Consider the following 23,482-nt stretch of genomic DNA (forward strand, 5'->3'; position numbering starts at 1 on the left):
CCCCCTTGCGCGCGACCTCGCCAGCCTCGGTGTTTACACGCTGCGGTTTTTGGCCTCGATCCACTGGGACATGTACTGCGTACTTTTATGCGCATGGTGGCGCAGCATGCTGCCGGTGAAGTTGTCCCGGCGATGGGCCGCGAGCTGGAGGCGGCACTGCTCCAGGCATTGCACCAGCGCCGGGCCGTGCAGGGCCTGGTCGTAGCGGCGGGCAAGCAGGCGGCGGCCATCCTCCTGGGCCTGGGTCCACCGTTCGCGGTCCTGGTACAGCGCCACGGCGGCCGCTGCCAGGGCTGGCGCGCTTTGTTCGATCGCACCCGGCCACGGTTGCTCATCACCCATGCCTTCGGCGCCGATGGGCGTGGTGACATTCGGCGTGCCGCAGAGCATTGCGTCCATCAGCTTGCCCTTGATCCCGGCGCCGAAGCGCAGCGGTGCCAGGCAGATACGCGCGGCGCCCATGACTTGCAGGGCGTCTTCGGCCCAGTTCATCACATGAAAGCCCTGCGCCGGGTTGTGCAATGCCGTGGCCTTGGGCGGGGTGTAGGAACCGTAGATATGTAACTGCGCGCCTGGCAATTGCTGACGGATCAGCGGCCACAGGCTGCTCTTCATCCACAACACCGCATCCCAGTTGGGCGCATGGCGAAAGTTGCCAATGCTCAGGAAGTGCGCGCGGTCCTCGAACGGTGCGAAGGGTTCGGTCGGCGGTTCCAGCATCAACGGGCACCCGTGGAGCAGGGCGGCGGGCACCTTGAACTGCTCGGTGAGCAGGCGGATTTCCACGTCGGAGATCACCAGGCTGATATCACAGCGGTAAATCGCTGCGATCTCGCGCTTGGCCAAATCGGTGTCGGCCATCCGCCGGAATTCTTCCTTTAACGCTGGATTGAACAGCGCGCTGAAGTCATCGCTCTCGGGTTGGGCATTGAGGTGGTCCTTGAAACGCTGGTGGCGGGCGTCACGCAAGCTTTGCAAGTCGGACGTTTCCAGCACGCGCAGGGCGTCGGGGCAGCATTTCTCCACGCGCCAGCCGAATTGCTCTTCCATCATGAAACGGTCGAACACCACAATATCCGGGGCCAATTCGCGAATAAAATCATCGAAACTGCTGTTATTGAGTTCGATGGCGCATTCGGTGATACCCAGCGCCGGCAAGTCGGCCTTGTGTTCGCCCACGGTTGCCGGGCTGCTGAACGTGATGTCCCAGCCCTGGTCCAGGAAGCTCTGCAATATCTGCATCATGTGCCCGCCGGCGGCCGAGGAGCGTGGTTCCGGCCAGACATAACCAATGACCAGGACTTTGGTGGCGGGCTGATTCATCAACAACGAATTCCTTGAAGGGCGGGCGAAAAGCGCGCAATTAAACCATAGCCGTTGTTAATCGGGCGCCCGCGTGACAATTTACGCCCGGCCATAGGTAGCTTCGCCCGTTTGTGGTTAACTTCTGCGTCTCGAATTCGTTTCAATAAACCCAGCATAAGGATTCTCTTCATGGCTCAAGTCACCCATCGTGGTAACCCAATCAAGGTTGAAGGCGAGCTGCCGCAAACCGGTACCCAGGCCCCCGATTTCATCCTGACTGCCGGCGACCTGTCGGACGCAACCCTGGCCACCTTCGCCGGCAAGCGCAAAGTACTGAACATCTTCCCAAGTGTTGACACCCCAACCTGCGCCACTTCGGTACGCAAGTTCAACGCCCAGGCCAACGACCTGAACAACGCCGTGGTGCTGTGCATTTCCAGCGACCTGCCGTTTGCCCAGGCCCGTTTCTGCGGCACTGAAGGCCTGGAAAACGTGAAGAACCTGTCGGATTTCCGCGACCCGGGCTTCGCCGTTGACTACGGTGTGTCGATTGTCGAAGGCGCGCTGCGCGGCCTGACCGCCCGTTCCGTTGTGGTACTGGACGAAAACAACAACGTGCTGCACAGCGAGTTGGTCAGCGAAATCGGCCAAGAGCCGAACTACGAAGCCGCCCTGGCTGTTTTGAAGTAACTGTTTCAGCGCATTACTGTCTTTTCGCAGTAACACGCTTGATAGATGATTGCGGCCTGGCCTAGTCCAGGCCGTTTTCATTTAGAGTCAGCGGCTTAGCTAAATAGCCCATAAACTAAGGCCAGAAGTTAAAAGTTGTAATCCAAGGTAAATAGCCGGTAAAGGCGCTTTTCTTAATGCGCCTCAGTGCTTATCTTTCAGCCTCCCAAAGTAGAAGCTCTCGCGCCCAATGGTTGATCACTCCATGCAATCCTCCCCCCGCAACTCCCGCCGCTGGCTGTTCGGCCTGCTCGTGCTGCTGGTTATCGCCGTCCTGTGCTGGAAATTCTGGCCCGGCAGCCATAAGGATGCCGGCGAGAAAAAACCGGCCGGGCATGCCGGCAAGTCGGGGATGATGCGCCCGGGCTTCGGCGGTTCCACCGGCCCGATTCCCGTGCGCGTGGCGCCGGCGGTGCTGGGTGAGTTCCCGGTGTACTACAAGGCCTTGGGCACGGTCACCGCGCTCAATACCATTAACGTACGCAGCCGGGTGGGCGGTGAGCTGGTGAAGATTGCCTTTGAAGAAGGGCAGATGGTCAAGGCCGGCGACCTGCTGGCGGAAATCGACCCGCGCAGCTACCAGAATGCCTTGCTGCAGGCCCAGGGCACGCTGTTGCAGAACCAGGCGCAGTTGAAAAACGCCCAGGTTGACGTCCAGCGTTACCGCGACCTGTATGCCCAGGACAGTATCGCCAAGCAGACCCTGGACACCGCCGAAGCGCTGGTCCTGCAATATCAGGGCACAGTCAAGACCAACCAGGGCGCGGTGGACGACGCCAAGCTCAACCTCGAATTCACCAAGATCCGCGCGCCTATCGGTGGCCGTGTGGGCTTGCGTCAGGTCGACGTGGGCAACCTGGTGGCAGCCAACGACACGACCTTCCTGGCGGTGATCACCCAGACGCAGCCGATCAGCGTGGTCTTCACTCTGCCGGAAAACACCCTGGACACCGTCCTCGCCCGTTACCACGCCGGCAACAAGCTGCCGGTGGAAGCCTGGGACCGTGGCGACGCCAAAAAACAGGCCGTGGGTGTGCTGCAAAGCCTGGACAACCAGATCGACGTGACCACCGGTACCCTGAAATTCAAGGGCCGTTTCGATAACAAGGACCAGGCACTGTTCCCCAACCAGTTCGTCAACGTGCATCTGCTCGCCGACACCTTGCACAACGTGGTGCTGGCGCCGTCTGCCGCGATTCAGTTTGGCAACAACGGCACCTTCGTCTACAAGCTCGACGGCGACAAGAAGGTCAAGGTCCAGCCACTGGTGGTCGGCGATACCGATGGCGACAACACCGTGATCAAGGAAGGCCTGGCGGCCGGCGACCGTGTGGTGATGGAAGGCACCGACCGCTTGAAGGATGGCAGCGAAATCGAAGTGGTCAACGACAGCAGCGAGGTGCCGACCACCCCGACCGAGCACCTGCAAGGCAAGCCTGCGGCAAAAGGGGAGACCGGCGCTAACGCCGGCAAGGCGCAAAAGGTCGGTTCATGAACCTGTCGCGGCTGTTTATCCTTCGCCCGGTTGCCACCACGCTGAGCATGCTGGCCATTGTCCTGGCCGGCATTATTTCCTATCGCTTGCTGCCGGTATCGGCCTTGCCCCAGGTGGATTACCCGACCATCCGGGTGATGACCCTGTACCCCGGCGCCAGCCCCGATGTGATGACCAGCGCGGTCACCGCGCCGCTTGAGCGCCAGTTCGGGCAAATGCCCGGCCTGACCCAAATGGCGTCCACCAGCTCGGGCGGTGCGTCGGTGCTGACCTTGCGTTTCAACCTCGACATCAATATGGATGTCGCCGAGCAACAGGTGCAGGCCGCGATCAACGCCGCGACCAACCTGCTGCCCAAGGATTTGCCGGCACCGCCGGTGTACAACAAGGTCAACCCTGCGGACACCCCGGTGCTGACCCTGGCGATTACTTCCAAGACCATGCTGCTGCCCAAGCTCAACGACTTGGTGGATACGCGCATGGCGCAAAAAATTGCCCAGATCAGTGGCGTCGGCATGGTCAGCATCGCCGGCGGCCAACGCCAGGCCGTGCGCATCAAGGTCAACCCCGAGGCCCTGGCCGCCAATGGCTTGAATCTGTCGGACGTGCGCACGCTGATCGCCGCGTCCAACGTCAACCAGCCCAAAGGCAACTTCGACGGCCCGACGCGGGTGTCGATGCTGGACGCCAACGACCAGTTGGTTTCGCCCCAGCAATACGCCGAATTGATCCTGGCCTACAACAATGGCGCGCCGCTGCGCCTCAAGGATGTGGCACAGATCGTCGACGGCGCCGAAAACGAGCGCCTTGCCGCCTGGGCCAACGAAAACCAGGCCGTGCTGCTGAATATCCAGCGCCAGCCGGGCGCCAACGTGATTGAGGTCGTCGACCGTATCAAGGCGTTGCTGCCGAGCATCACCGACAACCTGCCGGCAGGCCTGGACGTGACGGTGCTCACCGACCGTACCCAGACCATCCGCGCCTCGGTCACCGATGTGCAACACGAATTGCTGATCGCCATTGCGCTAGTAGTGATGGTGACGTTTCTGTTTTTGCGTCGTGTCAGCGCCACGATCATTCCGTCCATCGCCGTTCCGCTGTCGCTGATCGGCACCTTTGGCGTGATGTACCTGGCGGGCTTCTCCGTCAACAACCTCACGCTGATGGCCCTGACCATCGCCACTGGCTTTGTGGTCGACGATGCCATCGTGATGCTGGAAAACATCTCGCGCTATATCGAGGAGGGCGAGACGCCGCTCAATGCTGCGCTCAAGGGCGCCAAGCAGATCGGCTTCACCCTGATTTCCCTGACCCTGTCGCTGATCGCGGTGTTGATCCCGCTGTTGTTCATGGCTGACGTGGTGGGGCGGCTGTTCCGCGAGTTCGCGATCACCCTGGCGGTGGCGATCCTGATTTCCCTGGTGGTCTCGCTGACCCTGACGCCGATGATGTGCGCGCGGCTGCTCAAGCGCGAACCCAAGGAAGAAGAACAGGGCCGTTTCTACAAGGCCAGCGGCGCCTGGATCGACTGGCTGATCGAAGCCTACGGGCGCAAGTTGCAGTGGGTGCTCAGGCACCAGCCGCTGACCTTGCTGGTGGCCATCGCCACCCTGGGCCTGACGGTGGTGCTGTACCTGGTGGTGCCCAAGGGCTTCTTCCCGGTGCAGGACACCGGGGTTATCCAGGGTATTTCCGAAGCGCCACAGTCGATTTCGTTTGCCGCGATGAGCCAGCGCCAGCAGGAGCTGGCCAAGGTGATCCTGGCTGATCCAGCGGTGGAAAGCCTGTCGTCCTATATCGGTGTGGATGGCGATAACGCCACCCTCAATAGCGGGCGCCTGCTGATCAACCTCAAGGCGCACGGCCAGCGCGACTTGAGTGCGGCCCAGGTGATCACACGGCTGCAGCCGGAAATCGACAAGCTGGTGGGCATTCGCCTGTTCATGCAGCCGGTGCAGGACCTGACGATCGAAGACCGCGTCAGCCGCACCCAGTACCAGTTCAGCATGTCGTCACCCGATGCCGACCTGCTCGCGCTGTGGAGCGACAAGCTGGTACACGCCCTCAGCCAGTTGCCGGAACTCACGGATGTGGCCAGCGACCTGCAGGACAAAGGCCTGCAGGTGTTCCTGGTGATCGACCGCGACGCCGCCTCGCGCCTGGGCGTCAGTGTATCGACCATCACCGACGCACTGTACGACGCCTTCGGCCAGCGGCAGATTTCCACCATCTACACCCAGGCCAGCCAGTACCGGGTGGTGTTGCAGGCCCAATCCGGTGAAACCCTCGGCCCGGCGGCGCTCAACCAGATCCATGTGAAAACCACCGACGGCGGCCAGGTGCGCCTGTCGAGCCTGGCCCACGTGGAGCAGCGTCAGGCGCAGTTGGCGATCGCGCATATCGGCCAGTTCCCGGCGGTGATGATGTCGTTCAACCTGGCCCCCGGCGTCGCGCTGGGCAAAGGCGTGGAGCTGATCAACCAGACCCAGAAAGACATTGGCATGCCAGTGGGTGTGCAGACCCAGTTCCAGGGCGCGGCGCAGGCGTTTGAGGCGTCGCTGTCGAGCACCTTGCTGCTGATCCTGGCGGCGGTGGTCACCATGTACATCGTGCTGGGCGTGCTCTATGAGAGCTACATCCACCCGATCACCATCCTCTCGACCTTGCCGTCGGCAGCGGTGGGGGCCTTGCTGGCGTTGCTGCTCAGTGGCAATGACCTGGGCATGATCGCGATCATCGGCATCATCCTGCTGATCGGTATCGTGAAAAAGAACGCAATCATGATGATCGACTTCGCGCTCGACGCCGAACGCAACCAGGGCCTGGACCCGCAGACCGCGATCTACCAGGCGGCGCTGCTGCGTTTCCGGCCGATCCTGATGACCACCCTGGCCGCCCTGTTTGGTGCAGTGCCGTTGATGCTGGCCACCGGCTCTGGCGCCGAGTTGCGCCAGCCCCTGGGCCTGGTGATGGTCGGCGGCTTGCTGGTGAGCCAGGTATTGACCCTGTTCACCACGCCGGTGATCTACCTGTACTTCGACCGCCTTGGCCGCCGCTGGCGCAAAGAGCCGCAAAGCCTGGAGCCGGTTGAGTCATGAACCTGTCCGGACCGTTCATTCGCCGGCCGGTAGCGACCATGCTGCTGAGCCTGGCGATCATGTTGCTCGGCGGCGTCAGCTTCAACTTGCTGCCGGTGTCGCCGCTGCCGCAGATCGACTTCCCGGTGATCGTGGTCTCGGCCAGTTTGCCCGGGGCCAGCCCCGAGGTGATGGCGTCCACCGTGGCCACGCCGCTGGAGCGCTCGTTCGGCGCGATTGCCGGCATCACCACCATGAGCAGTTCGTCGAGCCAGGGCTCGACGCGGGTAATCCTCGCCTTTGACTCCGACCGTGATATCAACGGCGCGGCGCGTGAAGTGCAGGCGGCCATCAACGCCTCGCGCAACCTGCTGCCCAGCGGCATGCGCAGCATGCCGACCTACAAGAAGATCAACCCGTCCCAGGCGCCGATCATGGTGCTGTCGCTGACCTCCGACGTGCTGCAAAAGGGCGAGTTGTACGACCTGGCCTCGACCATTCTTTCGCAAAGCCTGTCGCAGGTGCCGGGCGTGGGTGAAGTGCAGATCGGTGGCAGCTCGCTGCCGGCGGTGCGCATCGAGCTGGAACCCAAGGCCCTCGACCAGTACGGCGTGGCCCTGGACGACGTGCGCAACACCATCGCCAATGCCAACCAGCGCCGGCCCAAGGGCTCGCTGGAAGACAGTGAGCGCAACTGGCAGATCCAGGCCAACGACCAGCTGGAAAAGGCCAAGGATTATGAGCCGCTGCTGATTCGCTACCAGAACGGCGCGGCCCTGCGCCTGGGCGACGTGGCAAAAATCAGCGACGGCGTGGAAGACCGCTACAACAGCGGCTTTTTCAACAATGACTCGGCGGTGCTGCTGGTGATCAACCGCCAGTCCGGCGCCAACATCATCGAGACGGTCCGGCAGATCAAGGCCCAGCTGCCGGCGTTGCAGGCGGTGTTGCCGTCCAGCGTCAAGCTCAACCTGGCCATGGACCGTTCCCCGGTGATCACCGCGACCCTGCATGAAGCCGAGATGACCTTGCTGATTGCCGTGGCCCTGGTGGTGCTGGTGGTGTACCTGTTCCTGGGTAATTTCCGTGCGTCGTTGATCCCGACCCTGGCGGTGCCGGTGTCGTTGGTGGGCACCTTTGCGGTGATGTACCTGTTCGGCTTCTCGCTGAACAACTTCTCGCTGATGGCGCTGATTCTGGCCACGGGCCTGGTGGTGGACGATGCCATCGTGGTGCTGGAGAACATTTCCCGGCACATCGACGATGGTGTGCCGCCGATGAAGGCGGCGTATCTGGGCGCGCAGGAAGTCGGCTTTACCTTGCTGTCGATGAACGTGTCGCTGGTGGCGGTGTTCCTGTCCATCCTGTTTATGGGCGGTATCGTCACCAACCTGTTTCGTGAGTTCTCCATCACCTTGTCGGCGGCGATCATCGTCTCGCTGATCGTGTCGCTGACCTTGACCCCGATGCTCTGCGCGCGTTGGCTCAAACCGCACATCAAAGGGCATATGAGCGGCTTGCAGCGCTGGAGCCACAGGATCAACGAGCGCATGGTGGCGGTGTATGCCACCAGCCTGGACTGGGTACTGCGCCACCGACGCCTGACCCTGCTGAGCCTGTTGCTCACCGTGGGCGTGAACATCGCGCTGTACGTGGTGGTGCCGAAAACCTTCATGCCGCAACAGGACACCGGTCAGTTGATCGGCTTTGTGCGCGGCGACGACGGGCTGTCGTTCAATGTGATGCAGCCGAAGATGGAGACCTTCCGTAAGGCGGTGCTCAAGGACCCGGCAGTGCTCAGCGTGGCCGGCTTTATCGGCGGCAACAACGGCACCAACAACGCGGTGATGCTGGTGCGCCTCAAGCCTATCGCCGAGCGCAAGATCTCGGCCCAGGCGGTGATCGAGCGTATTCGCAAGGAAGTACCGCTGGTGCCGGGCGGGCGCTTGTTCCTGATGGCCGACCAGGACCTGCAGTTTGGCGGCAGTCGCGACCAGACCAGCGCGCAGTATTCCTACATCCTGCAAAGCGGTGACCTGGCCGCGTTGCGCCTGTGGTACCCGAAAGTGGTCGCCGCGTTGCGCGAGCTGCCGGAGCTGACCGCCATCGACGCCCGTGAAGGCCGTGGCGCGGCGCAGGTGACGCTGGTGGTCGACCGCGACCAGGCCAAGCGCCTGGGCATCGACATGAGCATGGTCACGGCGGTGTTGAACAACGCCTACAGCCAACGGCAGATTTCCACCATCTATGACAGCCTCAACCAGTACCAGGTGGTGATGGAGGTCAACCCGAAATACGCCCAGGACCCGATCACCCTGAACCAGATGCAGGTGATCACCTCCACCGGCGCGCGGGTGCCGCTATCGACCATTGCCCACTACGAAAACAGCCTGGCCGACGACCGGGTCAGCCATGAAGGCCAGTTCGCCTCGGAAAACATCGCGTTTGATATGTCGCCCGGGGTCACGGTGGAGCAGGGCACGGCCGCCATCGAGCGCGCGATTGCCAAGGTGGGCTTGCCCGAAGACGTGATCGCCAAGATGGCCGGCACCGCCGACGCGTTTGCCGCGACCCAGAAGGGCCAGCCGTTCATGATCCTCGGCGCGCTGGTGGCGGTTTACCTGGTGCTGGGCATTCTGTATGAAAGCTACATTCACCCGCTGACCATCCTCTCGACCTTGCCGTCGGCCGGTGTCGGCGCGTTGCTCTCGATCTACCTGCTGGGCGGCGAGTTCAGCCTGATCTCACTGCTGGGCTTGTTCCTGTTGATCGGGGTGGTGAAGAAGAACGCGATCCTGATGATCGACCTGGCCCTGCAACTGGAGCGCCATGACGGCATGAGCCCGGTGGAATCGATCCGCAGCGCGTGCCTGTTGCGCCTGCGCCCGATCCTGATGACCACGCTGGCCGCCATTCTCGGCGCCTTGCCGTTGCTGCTCGGCTCCGGCGACGGCGCGGAAATGCGCCAGCCGCTGGGCCTGACGATTATTGGCGGCCTGGTGTTCAGCCAGATCCTGACCCTTTACACCACCCCGGTGGTTTACCTCTATCTTGACCGCGCGCGCCACCGCTTCAACGCCTGGCGCGGCGTGCGTACCGATGCTGCCTTGGACACTGCGCTATGACCGATTCAACCTTGACCCAATTGGCCATGAGCATGCCCCGTGGTTTGCGCGTTGCCAGCCTGCTGCTGTGCGGCGCGTTGCTCAGCGCCTGCGCCATCGGGCCTGACTACAAACGTCCGGATGTCATCGAGCCGGTGCAATTCAAAGAAGCCCAGGGCTGGAGCCAGGCCACGCCCAGCGACTCGCTGGCGCGGGGCGCCTGGTGGGAGCTGTACGGCGACCGCCAGTTGAACGACCTGGTGACGCGCCTGAACAACGCCAACCAGACCGTGGCCCAGGCCGAAGCGCGTTTCCGTCAGGCCCAGGCCCAGGTGCGCAGCGCGCGCGGCGCGTTCTTTCCAACGGTGGACCTCAGTGTCGGAAAAACCCGCGCCAGCCAGGGCACCGGCAGCAGTAACGCCAGCCTGAGCAGTTCCAGCAGCGGTATCCGCGACACCCTCAACGCGCAACTGGGCGTGAGTTGGGAAGCGGATGTGTGGGGCAAATTGCGCCGCGGCCTGGAAGCCAATGAAGCCACGGCCGAGGCCAGCTCGGCGGACCTGGCGGCGATGCGCTTGAGCCAGCAATCGGAGCTGGTGCAAGACTACTTGCAACTGCGTGTCATGGATGAACAGACGCGGTTGTTGCAGGCCACGTTGGACACTTATCAGCGTTCGCTGCAAATGACCGAAAACCAATACCGCGCCGGTGTTTCCGGCAAGGACGCGATCGCTCAGGCGCAAACTCAGCTCAAGACCACCCAGGCCAGCCTGATCGACTTGATCTGGCAGCGGGCCCAGTTGGAAAACGCCATTGCGGTATTGATCGGCGAGGCACCGGCCAACTTCAACCTGGCGGTGAGCAACGATATTCCAGCCTTGCCGCAGATTCCCGTGAGCCTGCCGTCGCAACTGTTGGAGCGCCGTCCGGACATTGCTTCGGCTGAGCGCGCGGTGATCGCGGCGAACGCAAATATCGGTGTGGCCAAGGCGGCTTATTATCCGGATTTGACCTTGAGTCTGGCCGGCGGCTATTCCAGCAGCACCTACGCCGACTGGATCAGCTTGCCGAACCGCTTCTGGTCGGTGGGGCCGAAGTTGGCGATGACGTTGTTCGACGGTGGGCAGCGTTCGGCGGAGGTTGATCGCAGCGTGGCCTCGTATGACGAGACGGTCGCCAAGTATCGCCAGACGGTGCTGGATGGTTTTCGCGAGGTTGAAAACTACATGGTGCAGTTGAAGGTGCTGGAGGATGAGGCGGTTGTCAGCAATGAAGCGCTGGAAGCTGCGCGCGAATCGCTGCGATTGACGCAGAATCAGTACAAGGCCGGGTTGATTGCGTATCTGGATGTCGTCACGGTGCAGGCCACGGCCCTTAGCAATGAGCGGACCGTGCTGACGTTGTTGCAGACGCGGTTGGTGGCGAGTGTGCAGTTGATCGCGGCGCTGGGCGGTGGGTGGGATGGGCAGGTGGCGTTCAAGGAGTGATTGAGCCGCTGTCCGTTGCTGCCCTCTAGAGCCGGGAGGGGGCAAGCCCCTCCCGAAGTCGTCGATCCAGACGCCACTTCAAGCCCCGACCACCGCAACGTTAAGCCAGTAGATTGACGTCAAAACGCCACTAATTGCCCCATGGTAATTAATCAACGCGCCCATAATTATTCTCGCTACAATCGCCCGCTTTGCCACTTGGCACGGGCGCTCCAGGCCCGTCAGTTCTGAGACATTCCATGCTGATCGGTAGCTATTCCCCCTCCTTGGTCGTGATTTCCTTGTTCGTCGCGATCCTGGCGTCCTACACCGCGCTGGACCTCGCCGGCCGTCTCGCGACCGCCAGGGGCCGCGCCGTGTACGTGTGGATGACGGGCGGCGCATTGGCGATGGGCGTAGGCGTGTGGTCCATGCACTTTATCGGCATGTTGGCCTTGCGTTTGCCGTTTGCCCTCGGGTTTGACCTGGGCATCACCGCGCTGTCCCTGCTGATCGCCGTGTTGTCCAGCGGCTTTGCCTTATGGCTGGTCAGCCAGCCACGCCTGCCGGCCTGGCAACTGGCGTTCGGTGCGCTGATCATGGGCGCGGGCATCAGCAGCATGCACTACACCGGCATGGCCGCGATGCGCATGACGCCGGGCATCGACTACGACCCGACCCTGTTCGGCGCTTCATTGTTGATCGCGGTCATCGCGTCCGGCGCTGCGCTGTGGATCGCTTTCAACCTGCGTCGCAACACGCCTTACGTACGCCTGGCACGCGGCGGCGCAGCCGTGGTGATGGGCATCGCAATCGTGGGCATGCACTACACCGGCATGGCCGCCGCGCGCTTTGATGACAACAGCTTCTGCGGCGCCGCCCTGACGGGCCTGAGCGGCAAGGGCCTGGACAACCTGGTGCTGGTGACCACGCTGGCCGTGTTGATCATCGCGCTGCTGACTTCGTTGCTTGACGCTCGCCTTGAAGCGCGCACTGCCGTACTCGCCGATTCCCTGACCCTGGCCAACCAGGAACTGACGCACCTGGCCCTGCACGACATGCTCACCGGCCTGCCCAATCGCACCTTGCTCGCCGACCGTATTCAGCAAGCCATTCAGGCGGTGAAGGAGCAGGGCGGTTGCTTTGCCCTGATGTTTATCGACCTGGACGGGTTCAAACCGGTCAACGATGCGTTTGGTCATCACATGGGTGACCAGTTGTTGCGCGAGGTGGGCCTGCGCTTGCGCGAGGACCTGCGCAGCCATGACACCTTGGCCCGCATCGGCGGGGATGAGTTTGTGTTGCTGGTTCAATTGACGCAGCCGGACGACGCCGTGGGCCTCGCCGAACGTCAGGTCGGGCTGATCAACCGTGCCTTCAAGGTTGCCGAGCATGAACTGAAAATCTCCGCCAGCATCGGTATCGCGCTGTTTCCGGGCAACGGCAATAATCCGCAAGAGCTGTTGATGAACGCCGACGCTGCCATGTACCACGCCAAGGGCATGGGCAAGAACGGTTACAGCTTCTTTGATGCGTCGATGAACACCGACGCACGCAAGCAGTTGCAGTTATTGCAGGACCTGCGCAACGCCCTCGAGCACGAGCAATTTCGTTTGTATTACCAGCCCAAGATCGATGCGTTGAGCGGCATCCCGGTCGGCGCCGAAGCCTTGCTGCGCTGGGAGCATCCGCAGCAGGGTCTGTTGTTGCCTGCGACGTTTATCGACCTGGCGGAAAAGACCGGGTTGATTATTCCTATCGGCGAGTGGGTGTTGAACGAAGCCTGTCGTCAGATGCGGCTGTGGTATGCGCTGGGCTATGAAGACTGGCGCATTGCGGTGAACCTGTCGGCCTTGCAGTTTTGCCATGCCGGGCTGGTCAAGAGTGTGGCCGCAGCCCTTGACCGTCACCAGTTGCCGGCCAATAGCCTGACCCTGGAAATCACCGAAACCACCGCCATGAGTGACGCCGACGCGAGCATGACGGTGTTGCAGCAGTTGTCGGACATGGGCGTCGACCTGTCCATCGATGACTTCGGCACCGGCTATTCGAGCCTGATGTACCTCAAGCGCCTGCCCGCCAATGAGCTGAAGATCGATCGCGGGTTTGTCCGCGACCTGGAACACGACAGCGACGATGCTGCCATCGTTTCCGCCATCGTCGCCCTCGGCCAGGCCCTGGGGCTGCGGATTGTCGCCGAAGGCGTGGAGACTGATGTGCAGCAGAGTTTCCTCACCCGCCTGGGGTGCAACTCGCTGCAAGGCTATCTGTTGGGGCATCCCTTGCCGGCTGACGGTTTCATGGCCGACATCCAGCGTGGCGAAGAGGCGGGAGCGCCTGACAAAAGCCGTGCGTGACGAGTATTCTTGGCCCCAACCCTAACCATCAGGTTGAGTCAGGAGACCGCACGCATGGACAAAGTCGTCATCATCACTGGGGGCAGCCGGGGCATCGGCGCCGAGACGGCATTACTGGCCGCTCGAGAGGGCTACCGCATCTGCATCAACTATCAGTCCGACGAAAACGCCGCCCACAGCGTGCTCGAACAGGTTCGCGCCCTTGGCGCCCAGGCGATTGCAGTGCGTGCGGATGTCAGCATCGAAGATGAAGTGGTCGCGCTGTTCAGTCGCGTGGATGCCGAGCTGGGCCGCGTCACCGCGCTGGTGAACAACGCCGGCACCGTGGGGCATAAGTCGCGGGTCGACGAGATGTCCGAATTCCGCATCCTCAAGATCATGAAAACCAACGTGCTCGGGCCGATCCTGTGCGCCAAGCATGCGGTGCTGCGCATGTCGCCAAGGCATGGCGGGCAGGGTGGCAGTATCGTCAACGTGTCGTCAGTGGCGGCGCGCCTGGGTTCGCCGGGTGAATACGTCGACTATGCCGCCTCCAAGGGAGCACTGGACACCTTCACGCTGGGGCTGTCGAAAGAAGTTGCCGGTGAAGGGATTCGCGTCAACGCCGTGCGGCCCGGCTATATCTTTACCGACTTCCACGCCCTGAGTGGCGACCCGGACCGGGTCAGCAAACTGGAGTCCGGCATTCCGATGGCCCGTGGCGGGCGCCCGGACGAAGTGGCCGAGGCGATTATCTGGTTGCTGTCGGACAAGGCCTCGTACACCACTGGCACCTTCCTGGACCTGGGCGGCGGTCGCTGATTACCGCTGTTGACCGGCTGTTGAGTGAGGCACCCAAGGGGCGCCTCACTGCGACGCTCAGGGCAGCTTGATCTGATACGCCGCCAACTGCGCCTTGTGTTGCGCCTCCACCGTGCTTGGGTCGACGCGTTTGGCGAACTGGGTCAAGTCGCGACGGGCGTTTTCCTTATCGCCCAGCCGGTCATAGGCCAGCGCTCGCTGGTAGTAGGCCCACGCGTAGTCAGGCTGTTTGATCAGTCCGGCGCTGTAGGCTTCGGCGGCTTCGCGGTACTGGCCGAGATCGTAGAGCGCCAGGCCCAAATGATAGAACGTCGGCATGTTGAACCCGGCGCCTTTGCCATTCTCGCCCAGGCCGGCATCCAGATTGGACTGCACCAGTTCGAGGGCTTTTTGCGGGTTGCCATTGAGGCGGTACAGGTAGCTCAGTTCCAGGGTCGCGCGCGGTTCGGGGTGCGGGTTGGTGGCGATGGATTTCTCGCGCGCGCTGATGGCTTGCGGATACTGCTTGAGGTTTGTGTAGGCCACTGACTGCAGCAGGTACACGGTGCTCTTGATTTTGGGCGGCAGGGTGTTCTTCGTCAGGCACAGCTCTGACTCTTGAATCACCTGCTGATTTTGCTCGGCTCTCATGGCCTTGCTGGTGTTGACGCAATGCTGCAGGTTGAGTTCGGCGGGGGTTGGCTGGTGCGCGCAACCGGTGACGACTGCGGCAACGGCCAGCAGGGCGAAACCACGAATAGAGGCGTTAGGCATGCTTGGTCAGTCCAGCAGATTGGCGTTGAGGTCGGGGCGATAGACTTGCAGCAGGGCAGGCGTGACGGTGCCTTGCAAGGAGCAGAAGATCTTCGTACGGCCCTCGGTCGGCCCTTTTTCCAGGCTCAGCGTACGCTCTACAAAGCCGAAGGGCGTGGCCACGCCCGGCCCCGCCAAGCCTTCGGTGCGCCATTGGCCGATCGGGTCGCCCACCCGGCGAATATCGGCGCGGCTGACGTTGCCGCGTTCTGCTACCAGGCGTGCGTGGTCGGCGATCAAGGGCTTGAGGCGCTCGGCAACATCGCTCACCGAACCTTCGGCGACGAATCCCCAGAACAGCAAATTGCCGACATTGGGCAGCGACATGGCTTCATTGTGATACCCCACAAGGCGCACGCCGTTGACCACCAGCGGTTGCTCAAAGGCCTGGTAGCGACCGCCTTCCTGCAGTGGGTTCATGACCACTGGAGCGCTGACGTTGGCTTGTTTGGCCACGCGCAGGGTGCCGGCGGGCAGGGAGGCGGTGTTGAGGGTTTCGAAAAAGAGTGCGTCACAGCGGGAGAAATCGCTGAACAGCTGATCGGGGGTGGCGGCAGTGGTTTGGCCCTGGGCCTGGCTGGCAAGCGCCAGCAAGCAAAGGGCGGATAACAGTGGGCGAAGCATCGGCGTCATCCATGAGCGTTGAGGGGCGGCGAGTGTAACAAGGCCCAAACGTCTTCGCTAACAGGATGAGCGTTGCCCGGCGGTCAGGCTCCGGCGAGCCTGTTCAAAACGAGCGCACGATCCGCCCCAGCGTTTCCATCGCTTTCTCCGACGCCTCGGTCCATGGGCTGCCGTAATTCAAGCGAATGCAATTTCTGAAGCGCTGGGTCGCCGAGAAAATCGGTCCCGGCGCAATGCTGATGCCTTGGGCCAGGGCCATCTGGAACAGCTTCAGCGAATCGGTTTGCTCCGGCAGTTCGAGCCACAAAAAATACCCGCCAGCCGGCTGGCTGACCCGTGTCTGGGCCGGGAAATAGCGGGCGATAGCCGCCAGCATTGCGCTTTGCTGTTCTTCCAGGGCATAGCGCAACTTGCGCAAATGGCGGTCATAGCCACCGTGCTGCAGGTAGTCGGCAATCGCCGCCTGCGCCGGCATTGAAGGGCACAACGAGGTCATCAGCTTCAAGCGCTCGACCTTCTGCGCATAGCGCCCGGCGGCCACCCAGCCAACGCGGTAACCCGGGGCCAGGCTTTTGGCGAAGGAACCGCAGTGCATCACCAGGCCTTCGGTGTCGAAGGCTTTGGCCGGTTTGGGCGCGTGCTGCCCGTAATACAACTCGGCGTACACGTCGTCTTCAATCAGCGGCACCTGGTGACTGCGCAGCAGTTCCACCAACGCCTGCTTTTTGGCTTCCGGCAGGGTTGCGCCCATCGGGTTCTGGAAGCTGGTCATGGTCCAGCAGGCTTTGATCGGGTAGCGCTCGAGGCTTTGCGCCAAGGCGTTGAGGTCAATGCCATCGCGTGGGTGCACCGGAATCTCCACGGCCTTGAGCTTCAGACGTTCCAGCACTTGCAGGCAGGCATAAAACGCCGGCGCTTCGATGGCGACCAGATCGCCCGGCTCGGTCACGGCCTGCAGGCACAGGTTCAGGGCCTCAAGCGCGCCGTTGGTGATCAGCAGCTCTTCCATCGGCAGCATCAGGCCACCGACCATGTAACGCAGGGCAATTTGCCTGCGCAGCTGCGGGTTGCCCGGTGACATGTCGGTCACGACCAGGCGTGGGTCCATTTCGCGGCTGGCACTGGCCAGCGAACGTGCCAGGCGCGGCAAAGGGAACAGCATCGGGCTGGGAAAGGCCGAACCGAAGGGCACGGTGTTGGGGTCTTTGATGGAGTCCAGTACCGAAAACACCAGTTCACTTACATCGACTTCGGTGGATTCGTGCACATGCTCACTCACCACCGGCTCGGAAAACGGGCTCGGTGCGTGGGCGTTGACGAAGTAACCGGAACGCGGCCGCGCGCGGATCAGCCCACGGCGTTCGAGCAGGTAATACGCCTGGAACACCGTGGACGGGCTGACGCCGTAGGTCTGGCTCGCATAGCGCACCGACGGCACGCGCTGGCCGGGCCCGAGCACGCCGGAGCGGATCAGTTCTGCGATGTCATCGGCGAATTTTTCGTAGCGTTTCATGAAGGCCTTAAAAACAGTTTTCTCATTATGAACATAGGCAAACGTTGGCTGCGGGCCTGTGTCGGTTAGACCTCAGCGGTTCATCGGCGCTACAAAGCGGCTGTCGGCCGCACTGTAGATCCAGGGCTCATCCACGTCCGTCACCTTGAACCGCAGGGTCTGTGAACTGCTCGCCGGCTTGTCGGCCAACAACGCCACCGACACCGGCACATCGCTGATTTCCCCCGGCGCCAGGCTGAGCTCGGTCTTGCCTTGCAGCACGAAACCCTCAGCGTCCACCAACGCCAGGCGATAGTCCTGGCGCTGCTGGGTTTTGTTGATGACCTTGAGGCTGTAAATATTTTCGATCAAGCCCTGGCTGTTTTCGCGGAACATGCCGCGGTCCTTGGTGACGTCGAGCGATACCATCGGCCGTCCTACCAAGGCCACCACCAGTGCGGCGATCATCACCAGCAGCACGGCACTGTAGCCGATCAGTCGCGGCCGGAGCAGGTGGGTTTTGCCGCCCTGCAGTTGGTGCTCGGAGGTATAGCTCACCAGCCCGCGGGCATAGCCCATTTTGTCCATGATCGAATCGCAGGCGTCAATGCAGGCCGCGCAGCCGATGCACTCCATCTGCAAGCCGTCGCGAATATCAATGCCGGTGGGGCACACCTGCACGCACAGCTGGCAGTCGATGCAGTCGCCCAGGCCGACGTCGGCGGGCGTCACGTCTCGTTTGCGCGGGCCGCGGTGTTCTCCACGCGCCGCATCGTAAGAAATGGTCAGGGTGTCCTTGTCGAACATCACGCTCTGGAAGCGCGCATAGGGGCACATGTGCATGCACACCGCCTCACGCAGCCAGCCGGCATTGATGTACGTGGCCGCGGTGAAAAACAGCACCCAGAACAGGCTGACGCCGCCCATTTGCCACGTCAGCAGTTCCAAGGCCAGGGGCCGGATGGGCGTGAAGTATCCGACAAACGTCAGCCCGGTCAACACGCTGATGCCTAGCCACAAGGTGTGTTTGGCCGAGCGCCGCGCCAGCTTGTTCAGGCTCCACGGCGCCGCGTGCAGCTTGATACGCTGGTTGCGTTCGCCTTCGGTGACCTTTTCACACCACATGAACAGCCAGGTAAACGAGCTTTGCGGGCAGGTGTAGCCGCACCACACCCGGCCTGCGAACACGGTGATGGCAAACAGGCCGAAGGCGCAGATGATCAGCAGCGCCGACAACAGGATGAAGTCCTGGGGCCAGAAGGTTGCGCCGAAGATGTGGAATTTGCTCTCGGCCAAGTCCCACAGCACGGCTTGGCGCCCACCCCAGTTCAGCCATACGGTGCCGAAAAAAGCCAGGAACAGCACCGCGGCGCCGGCTACGCGCAAGGTGCGAAACAAGCCGGTGAAGCTGCGAGTATGGATCAGGGTGTCGCTGGATTTGGCCTTCACCTTCTTTGGGTGTATGGGCTCAAAGGTTTCCACGGTTGGGATTTTTTCGCTCATGGTCGTTCGCTCATCAGCCTCCATCAGGCGGATGAACTATGGACGCCGCTCTGTGTGCATAACAGACTCAGCTAGGGCGATAAAAAGCGGATCAGATGGGGTTTTTCAGCAAGACCGCGGCCAGATGCTGCACTCCATGGCGCCAGGAGTGCAGCGGCAATAAACGCACATTGATACAGATCAATCAAATCACCGAATCACTGTCGGTCGCCTTCAAGTGTTTGCGTCCATCCACGGCACCGGCGACGGTCAGGGCATCGGCTTCGGCCTCGGTGATGTAGACCCTGTCATTATCCAGCGTCACAAAAGACATGGCCTTGAGGCTGTCGGTGCTGACCGTTACCTCGGATGCAGGCAGGCTGCGCTCCTGGCCGTTTTCATCGACCTTGAAGTAGCACGTCTGGTTATCGATACGTACAGGCATGGTGATCTCCTTTTCCATTGGCGGGTGATCATTAGGGTTCACCCGATTGCCCGGCGTTCCAGGCAACTGACTGGCGGTCGCCGTTGTCCATGCTTAACCCATAATCACAAAGGACCGCTTTCCATGGATGCCTGGTGGAGCGAAGTGTGGCAAACCCTGCAAGCCGAATTTGCCGACATCGGCGATGCGAAACAACTCACCCAGATCACCGTGCGCTTGCTGATCGCCGCGCTCCTGGGCGGCATTCTCGGGTTCGAACGGGAACAAAAGGGCAAGGCGGCGGGTGTGCGCACCCACATGCTGGTGGCGTTGGGCGCCGCGCTGTTTGTATTGGTGCCGCAGACGTCCGGTAGCCAGGCGGATGCGATGAGCCGGGTGCTGCAAGGCGTGATTGCCGGGATCGGATTTCTCGGCGCCGGCACCATTCTCAAAGGCAAGGAAGATGAGCAGGGCCAGCACGTCAAAGGCCTGACCACCGCTGCCGGCCTGTGGATGACGGCGGCAATCGGGGTTGCCGCCGGCATGGGCCGCGAATCGACAGCGGTGCTCAGTACCTTGCTGGCCTTGGCGGTATTCAGCGTGATGCCCCGGATCGTGAGGGCGTTCGAGAGTGATGATGACCGCCGATCAGGTGAGTAGATCGTTTTCCTTCACCTGGCCAAATATCTTCGCAACCAGCGCAGGCTCCCCGTGGTTGCCGGAAATCACCAGCACGCTGGCATTGTGTGCACGCGAGTATTTCAGCTGCACCTCACCACTGGCGCCGGATAACTGGTTGACCCAGTGCAGCGGTTTATTCAGTTGCCGGCGAATGCCGGTGACGTCCAGCTTGTCCCGGTCGGTGACGAAGTTTCTGATTTCACATGGGTGGTCGAGCGTGGACTCAAGCGTGTGAGTGAAACTGTAGGTTTTGGGGTGGTTTTTGCAGTCGGACTCGTAGTGATCCCGTCGCTGCCAATCCTCAAGATGCGCATATTGCAACGGCTCGGTCACCTTCCGGACCTGAGTGGCAATGTCGCAGAGGTGTTTACCCTTGGCCTCCAGGCTGCGCATGGAGTCCTGAATGCTGATCAGGGGCGCGTGCTCCTGGCGGGAGAACGCGCGAACCATATCAAAGCGACTGCCCGGCGAGGCTTTCATCAAACTGGCTTTCAACGCGAACAGCGCCGCCTCCACGTAATTGCGATAGGCGCCGACCTGCTCGGTTTCGATGGGGTTCAAGACCGCGTCGATCGAATCTTTGTTGAGTTGGGTTTCGATCCTGGCAAGGATCTTGAAACAGGACGTTGCGTTGGGGCCGCTCAACAGGCACTTGAGGTTGTCTGGGGTCAATAGCCGGTCGATCGTGTTGAAGTTGGCTGTTGACTCTCTGGACCCAGGGTCGCGCATCAGGCGCTCAACGGTTTTGCGGTCCAACTGGTCGCAGAGCTGCTTGAGCTGTTTTTCCAGGGCAGCCTGGTCGGCGGCGGTGGGTGGGGCTCCATCTGCACGCATCGGCTCGCGGGTGGTGCTTGGTGCCGACCGCAGCAACGCGTCCAGCGCTTGAGCAGACACGCTTACGGGTGAGGGTGAAATGGGGTGGGCGTGAAGATGGCCTGGGGTGACTTCGGCGCGGGCGCGCGACGGCTGATGGATGGTCGACATGATAAATCCTCAAAAACAAATCGGACGAGCGCTGGGGCCAGGGGCTTGGATATGGAATCAGCGCAAAATCAGTATGAGAACGACCACGTCAGTTGGGGTTAGGGCTTTGCCTTTTAAGTGAGTGGGAATTTTCTGCGTCAACGCCCGCTCGCGAGTCACGGTTCAGCGGCCAGTGCTGCGCCGGCAGTACCAGGCTGACCCGGCGAGCGGATGCTGAATCTGCAACATCTGCGTCACAGAATGACCGGTGGCTCGCTCGTTGGCGGTTCCTGCACCGGCGGTGGGTCGTTTTCAGGGGGTTCCTGTTCGGGAATCGGCTTCGGCTCAGCGGGCGGTAACGTTGGGTCGTCGATGTTCGGATCAGGTGTTTCAGCCGGAATCGGGATATTCATCGGTGTGGCCTCCTTTGTGCTTTGCTCTACCGGTGGACATCCGCCTGGGGGAATTGATTCCCCGCCCAATGGCGACATATCCACCTGAACTTTTCACCTGACGCCAGGCTCGGACCTATTACGGCCTTGCTCAGGGAGAGCGTTGCCCTATCAGAATTCGGATCAAGCAAAGAGCGTCCATAGGGCGTAAGGGGAAGATGCTCGATGACTGCTGAAACACTGGCTCCAGACGATTCCATTTTGCCGCTATCCCAGGCGTTGTTATTGCCGAGGATCGCTATCGAAAGTACCGCGCCTGTAATTGACGGCGGCGAATTTGCCGTGAAAGCCGTGGTCGGCCAGCGCATCAATGTCACCAGCAAGGTCTTTGCTGATGGCCATGACAAGCTTGCCGTACTGATCCGCTGGCGCCCGTTGCAGGACGAAAGCTGGCACAGCGTGGTGATGGCCGACGTCGGCAACAATGGCTGGGAAGGCGCGTTCACCATGACGCAGCAAGGCCCCCACGAATATTGCATCGAAACCTGGATCGATACCTTTGCCAGCTTTTGTTATGAGCTGCGCAAGAAACACGAGGCCGGCGTGCCGGTCAGTCTTGAACTGCAGGAAGGCCGCAGCCTGGTGTTGCAGGCCGCCGAGCGCAGCGACAACGAGCTGCGCGATCGCCTGATGCTGCTGCACCACGAACTGTCGGGCTTGCTGGAAACCGAGCAGGTCGCGCAGTTTCTGCACGAAGACAGTGCACATCTGATGACCCAGGCCGACCACCGCGCCTATTTAAGCGTCAGCCCGGTCTACCCAGTTGATGTGGAGCGCACAGCGGCGCAGTTTGCCAGCTGGTACGAGTTGTTTCCGCGCTCGATCACCGACGATCCTGCCCGCCACGGCACGTTCAACGACGTTCACTCGCGCCTGTCGATGATCCATGACATGGGCTTTGATGTGCTGTACTTCCCGCCGATCCATCCCATCGGGCGCAGTCATCGCAAAGGCAAGAACAACTCCCTGACCGCCGGCCCCGATGATCCCGGCAGCCCGTACGCGATTGGCAGCGAGGAGGGCGGCCATGAAGCCATCCACCCGCAACTGGGCAGTCGCGATGACTTCCGCCGGTTGGTCAAGGCCGCCGCCGACCACGACCTGGAAATCGCTCTGGATTTTGCCATCCAGTGCTCCCAGGACCACCCGTGGCTCAAGCAGCACCCGGGCTGGTTCAACTGGCGCCCGGACGGCACGATTAAATACGCCGAGAACCCGCCGAAGAAATATCAGGACATCGTCAACGTCGACTTCTATGCCGCCGATGCGATCCCGAGCTTGTGGACTGAATTGCGCGACGTCGTGCTGGGCTGGGTGGAAGAGGGTGTGAAGACCTTTCGGGTCGACAACCCTCACACCAAGCCGCTGCCCTTCTGGCAATGGCTGATCAGTGACGTGCGCGGCAAACACCCGGACGTGATCTTCCTCGCCGAAGCATTCACCACGCCTGCAATGATGGCGCGCCTGGGCAAGGTCGGTTATTCGCAGAGTTACACCTACTTTACCTGGCGCAATACCAAAGCCGAGTTGAGCGAGTACTTTGCACAGTTGAACGAATCGCCTTGGCGCGAGTGCTACCGACCGAATTTCTTCGTCAACACGCCGGACATCAACCCCGGCTTCCTGCACGAATCCGGGCGACCGGGCTTCTTGATCCGCGCCGCACTGGCCACCATGGGTTCGGGTCTGTGGGGCATGTATTCAGGGTTTGAGTTGTGCGAAGCCGCACCGGTGCCGGGCAAGGAGGAGTATCTGGATTCGGAGAAGTACGAGATCCGTCCGCGTGATTTCACCGCGCCCGGCAACATCATTGCCGAGATCGCGCAGCTCAATCGTATCCGCCGGCAGAACCCCGCGTTGCAGACGCACTTGGGGTTGAAGCTCTACAACGCCTGGAACGACAACATCCTGTACTTCGGCAAACGCAGTGAAGACGGCAGCAATTTCATTCTCGTCGCGGTGAACCTTGACCCGTTCAATGCCCAGGAAGCGCATTTCGAGTTGCCGCTGTGGGAACTGGGCTTGCCGGATGATGCCCAGACCCAAGGCGAAGACTTGATGAACGGGCATCGCTGGACCTGGTACGGCAAGACTCAGTGGATGCGGCTGGAGCCGCACATGCCGTTTGGAATTTGGAGAATCACCACCTCCTGAAACCAGCCAGTCACCTGCGGGCGCCGCTACACGGCGCCTTTAGGGAGCGCGCTCCACCAGTTGGTTTTTCAGCATTTTCAGGAG

The 23,482-nt window shown here is 61.6% G+C and carries 17 protein-coding genes; 9 read left to right on the forward strand and 8 right to left on the reverse strand.

Features of this window, described 5'->3' with window-relative positions:
* Positions 1-33: 33 nt before the first annotated feature.
* Positions 34-1,323 carry a glycosyltransferase gene (locus tag AB5I78_RS13245; RefSeq protein ID WP_369302309.1) on the reverse strand — a complete coding sequence of 430 codons (1,290 nt, stop codon included), beginning with the start codon at positions 1,321-1,323 and terminating at the stop codon, positions 34-36.
* A gap of 171 nt (positions 1,324-1,494) precedes the next feature.
* Between AB5I78_RS13245 and tpx the strand changes: the two genes are divergently transcribed.
* The 7 genes from tpx to AB5I78_RS13280 all read left to right on the forward strand — a co-directional run bounded on the left by tpx (position 1,495) and on the right by AB5I78_RS13280 (position 14,334).
* On the forward strand, positions 1,495-1,995 hold the full coding sequence (tpx, locus tag AB5I78_RS13250; protein ID WP_369302308.1) for a thiol peroxidase: 501 nt from the start codon (positions 1,495-1,497) through the stop codon (positions 1,993-1,995).
* Between the two features lie 229 nt (positions 1,996-2,224).
* On the forward strand, positions 2,225-3,529 hold the full coding sequence (locus AB5I78_RS13255; RefSeq protein ID WP_145165656.1) for an MdtA/MuxA family multidrug efflux RND transporter periplasmic adaptor subunit: 1,305 nt from the start codon (positions 2,225-2,227) through the stop codon (positions 3,527-3,529).
* Positions 3,526-6,627 (forward strand): MdtB/MuxB family multidrug efflux RND transporter permease subunit, encoded by a 3,102-nt coding sequence (locus AB5I78_RS13260; RefSeq protein WP_145165655.1) that lies wholly within the window; start codon positions 3,526-3,528, stop codon positions 6,625-6,627. The genes AB5I78_RS13255 and AB5I78_RS13260 overlap by 4 nt, the downstream gene beginning before the upstream one ends.
* Positions 6,624-9,731, forward strand: coding sequence for an efflux RND transporter permease subunit (locus AB5I78_RS13265; RefSeq protein WP_145165654.1), 3,108 nt, complete (start codon positions 6,624-6,626; stop codon positions 9,729-9,731). Before AB5I78_RS13260 ends, AB5I78_RS13265 begins: the two co-directional genes overlap by 4 nt.
* Positions 9,728-11,197: an efflux transporter outer membrane subunit gene (locus AB5I78_RS13270; RefSeq protein WP_369302307.1), complete on the forward strand. Its 1,470-nt coding sequence runs from the start codon at positions 9,728-9,730 to the stop codon at positions 11,195-11,197. The genes AB5I78_RS13265 and AB5I78_RS13270 overlap by 4 nt, the downstream gene beginning before the upstream one ends.
* A gap of 239 nt (positions 11,198-11,436) precedes the next feature.
* Positions 11,437-13,533 (forward strand): putative bifunctional diguanylate cyclase/phosphodiesterase, encoded by a 2,097-nt coding sequence (locus tag AB5I78_RS13275; protein ID WP_369302306.1) that lies wholly within the window; start codon positions 11,437-11,439, stop codon positions 13,531-13,533.
* Positions 13,534-13,587: 54 nt separating this feature from the next.
* The gene (locus AB5I78_RS13280; RefSeq protein WP_106577891.1) at positions 13,588-14,334 is read left to right on the forward strand and encodes an SDR family oxidoreductase; all 747 of its coding nucleotides are present in this window, start codon (positions 13,588-13,590) and stop codon (positions 14,332-14,334) included.
* Between the two features lie 57 nt (positions 14,335-14,391).
* Here AB5I78_RS13280 and AB5I78_RS13285 read toward each other — a convergent pair whose 3' ends face one another.
* From AB5I78_RS13285 to AB5I78_RS13305, 5 genes are all read right to left on the reverse strand, one after another.
* Positions 14,392-15,087 (reverse strand): tetratricopeptide repeat protein, encoded by a 696-nt coding sequence (locus AB5I78_RS13285; protein ID WP_262206423.1) that lies wholly within the window; start codon positions 15,085-15,087, stop codon positions 14,392-14,394.
* Between the two features lie 6 nt (positions 15,088-15,093).
* Positions 15,094-15,750: a hypothetical protein gene (locus AB5I78_RS13290; protein ID WP_369302305.1), complete on the reverse strand. Its 657-nt coding sequence runs from the start codon at positions 15,748-15,750 to the stop codon at positions 15,094-15,096.
* A 103-nt stretch (positions 15,751-15,853) separates the two neighbouring features.
* A complete protein-coding gene (gene mapR, locus AB5I78_RS13295) occupies positions 15,854-17,263 on the reverse strand; it encodes a GntR family transcriptional regulator MpaR (RefSeq protein ID WP_369302304.1) in 1,410 nt (469 codons plus the stop codon).
* 72 nt (positions 17,264-17,335) lie between these two features.
* Positions 17,336-18,745, reverse strand: a complete 1,410-nt coding sequence (gene ccoG, locus AB5I78_RS13300) for a cytochrome c oxidase accessory protein CcoG (RefSeq protein WP_369302303.1) — start codon at positions 18,743-18,745, stop codon at positions 17,336-17,338.
* Positions 18,746-18,929: 184 nt separating this feature from the next.
* Positions 18,930-19,169 carry a DUF3203 family protein gene (locus tag AB5I78_RS13305; RefSeq protein WP_242197143.1) on the reverse strand — a complete coding sequence of 80 codons (240 nt, stop codon included), beginning with the start codon at positions 19,167-19,169 and terminating at the stop codon, positions 18,930-18,932.
* A gap of 123 nt (positions 19,170-19,292) precedes the next feature.
* Between AB5I78_RS13305 and AB5I78_RS13310 the strand changes: the two genes are divergently transcribed.
* The gene (locus AB5I78_RS13310; protein WP_262206426.1) at positions 19,293-19,808 is read left to right on the forward strand and encodes an MgtC/SapB family protein; all 516 of its coding nucleotides are present in this window, start codon (positions 19,293-19,295) and stop codon (positions 19,806-19,808) included.
* On the opposite strand, the gene AB5I78_RS13315 is transcribed toward AB5I78_RS13310, so the two are convergent.
* Together AB5I78_RS13315 and AB5I78_RS13320 are read right to left on the reverse strand one after the other, a co-directional pair.
* The gene (locus AB5I78_RS13315; protein WP_369302302.1) at positions 19,797-20,813 is read right to left on the reverse strand and encodes a M10 family metallopeptidase C-terminal domain-containing protein; all 1,017 of its coding nucleotides are present in this window, start codon (positions 20,811-20,813) and stop codon (positions 19,797-19,799) included. The two genes, AB5I78_RS13310 and AB5I78_RS13315, sit on opposite strands and share 12 nt — an antisense overlap.
* 233 nt (positions 20,814-21,046) lie before the next feature.
* Positions 21,047-21,205: a hypothetical protein gene (locus tag AB5I78_RS13320; RefSeq protein WP_178119749.1), complete on the reverse strand. Its 159-nt coding sequence runs from the start codon at positions 21,203-21,205 to the stop codon at positions 21,047-21,049.
* Positions 21,206-21,409: 204 nt separating this feature from the next.
* Here AB5I78_RS13320 and AB5I78_RS13325 point away from each other — a divergent pair, with 204 nt between their 5' ends.
* Positions 21,410-23,398 (forward strand): alpha-1,4-glucan--maltose-1-phosphate maltosyltransferase, encoded by a 1,989-nt coding sequence (locus AB5I78_RS13325; RefSeq protein ID WP_369302301.1) that lies wholly within the window; start codon positions 21,410-21,412, stop codon positions 23,396-23,398.
* Positions 23,399-23,482 lie beyond the last annotated feature (84 nt).

It is taken from the genome of Pseudomonas sp. N2-3-1-14 (assembly GCF_041228395.1).
In the GTDB taxonomy this organism is placed as follows: Bacteria; Pseudomonadota; Gammaproteobacteria; order Pseudomonadales; family Pseudomonadaceae; genus Aquipseudomonas.